The following is a 2,268-nucleotide window of genomic DNA, read 5'->3' as shown; positions in this document are numbered from 1 at the left end:
CGGGGAGATGTTAGTTACATAATTTACTAGCGAAATTGACATTCGCAAATTTGTATATCTTAGGTACAAATCCTAAGACCCTTACACATTTGATTATCAAAACTTTATTCAGTTTTCAAAGATCTACTTGGTTGTTGCTAAGTAACAACAGATATTAACTATACAGTAGTCATTAACTTAAGTCAACATCTTTTTTAATGTTTTAAATACAACATCAATCGTTTATCACTCGCAAACAACTTATATATCATATCAAGAAAGTTCACTTGCGTCAATCACTTTATAATTATTTTTTTACATAAATATAAATTATTATTATAACCCAAATATAAATAGATATATTATATACCAACACTTAATTTGTGCTAAAAATTCTTACGAGAACCTCTTTTTAACTAAAATTTATTCTCCAAATTTTAGATTAATTTTCGTTTGATTAAATATTTGTGATTCAGATTACTATATTTATCTCTACCAATTTTGTAAAACAGAAACCTGAGTTTATAAAAAATAAAGTGAACGCCCGATCCACTATCGGTAGTTCACTTCAAAGTAGTCTTATTTATTTTTGTTGTTTAAAACTCATATTGATCATTCATACCACTATTAATGATTAAGTTCCGAAATCGATTTTATAATAACTAACTTAATAGTCAGTATTCTGGCTATCAGTATAATACTCAAAACGCTCACTATTAGCCTTGTAGCAAACTCAAAACACTATTTGGCATTGCATTTGCTTGGGCCAACATTGATGTTGCTGCTTGTGATAAAATATTTGACTTAGTAAATGACATCATTTCATCAGCCATATCAATATCTCTAATTCTTGAATTTGCTGCTGCTAAATTAGTATTAGTTGTTGTAAGACTATTTATAGTATGTGATAAGCGATTTTGGCTAGCACCTAAATTAGCGCGTTGATCAGAAACAATAGTAATTGCTTTATCAATTTTAGTAATTGGATCATTAGCTAACGCTGCTGCACTATAAATAGTATATGCATTGCTATAATTATTTTGGGCAGCAGTAAGTTCATCACGTGCTGTGCTTGTCTCAGTTTGAGCATTACTATAATCCGTATCTGCATTAGGATATGCCTCCTTTAATGCATTTAGATCATTCTGAGTAGTCTGCGTTTTTTCAAATAAGTCCTTACCGGAATACTTAATCCCCCCATATCCATTAGGTGCAAGGGTCCCATCAATTAAAAATTGCTTCGTGTCATCTTGTTGAAATGTGGCATCGTTCACTATTCCTTTTGCATTATTATATGCGTTTGCTGCATCAGTATTCTTAGTATTTGCATTGGTTATAGAATCAACAATCTGCTTTTTAGCATATTCATTACTAACCTTTTCATTATAAACAGCTGTTTTAGCATCTAATTTCGCTCTTAACGAACTACCTGATTCTTTATTTTCATTACTGGAAGCATCAACGGTGCCATTAGCAGTATACATAGGGGTTGTATTAGTATCAAAATTAGCATCAACTAAATTTTGCTTTGCTAAATTAATGTCTGTTAACCCTAAATCTTCCGCACTCATATTTTTAATATTAATAGTAATTGTTTGCCCCGCATTGGCCCCAACTTGAAAAGTGTATTTATTTGTCCTGTCAGCATTGTCGGCATTCAATAAATTCATGCCATTGAACTGTGTCGTGGTACTAATTCGATCGATTTCATTAGATAGTTGCTTGTATTCTTTGTCGATTGCACCACGATCTGCATCTGTTAGTGTTCCATTCACTGATTGAACGGCTAAATCACGCATTCTACCTAAAATACTGTGACTTTCATTTAATGCCCCTTCAGCAGTTTGAATTAAAGATATACCATCTTGTGCATTTCGTTTAGCTTGTGTAAGCCCACCTATTTGGGCTTTCATTTTTTCTGAAATTGCTAAACCAGCAGCATCATCACCTGCTTTATTAATTCTAAGACCTGATGATAATTTGGCTAACGCATTAGCCTTTGTAGTATTAGCTGATGATAGACTAGCATAGGTATTCATCGCTATCGTATTAGTATTTATCCGCATATAATTAACTCCATTATTTGATTAACTTATTCTTATTATAATATCGGTTTATTGATTAAAAAATTTAAGTTCTTAATCCTAACTTTTAAAGGAATCACAACCTTTTTTCAAGACACAAAAAAAGGTTGAAGTAATTACTTCAACCTTTGCACTTGCATGGCGACGTCCTATCCTCGCAGGGAGCGATCCCCCAACTACTTTTGGCGCTACAGAGCTTAACTTC

1 protein-coding gene is annotated in these 2,268 nt (G+C 32.4%); it reads right to left on the bottom strand.

All coding sequences use genetic code 11. The features are described from left to right. Nucleotides 1-695 precede the first annotated feature (695 nt). Nucleotides 696-2,045 (bottom strand): flagellin N-terminal helical domain-containing protein, encoded by a 1,350-nt coding sequence (locus JOC59_RS09455; RefSeq protein ID WP_205144446.1) that lies wholly within the window; start codon nt 2,043-2,045, stop codon nt 696-698. Nucleotides 2,046-2,268: the final 223 nt, after the last annotated feature.

It is taken from the genome of Periweissella beninensis (genome assembly GCF_016908275.1).
Classification (GTDB): domain Bacteria; phylum Bacillota; class Bacilli; order Lactobacillales; family Lactobacillaceae; genus Periweissella; species Periweissella beninensis.
Note: the sequence above shows the minus strand (reverse complement) of the source record. Positions and strands in the feature narration are given on the sequence as shown.

Coding starts and splice junctions, on each gene's coding strand:
- JOC59_RS09455 (WP_205144446.1), bottom strand. CDS start 2,045: ATGCGGATAAATACTAATACGATAGCGATGAATACCTATGCTAGTCTA.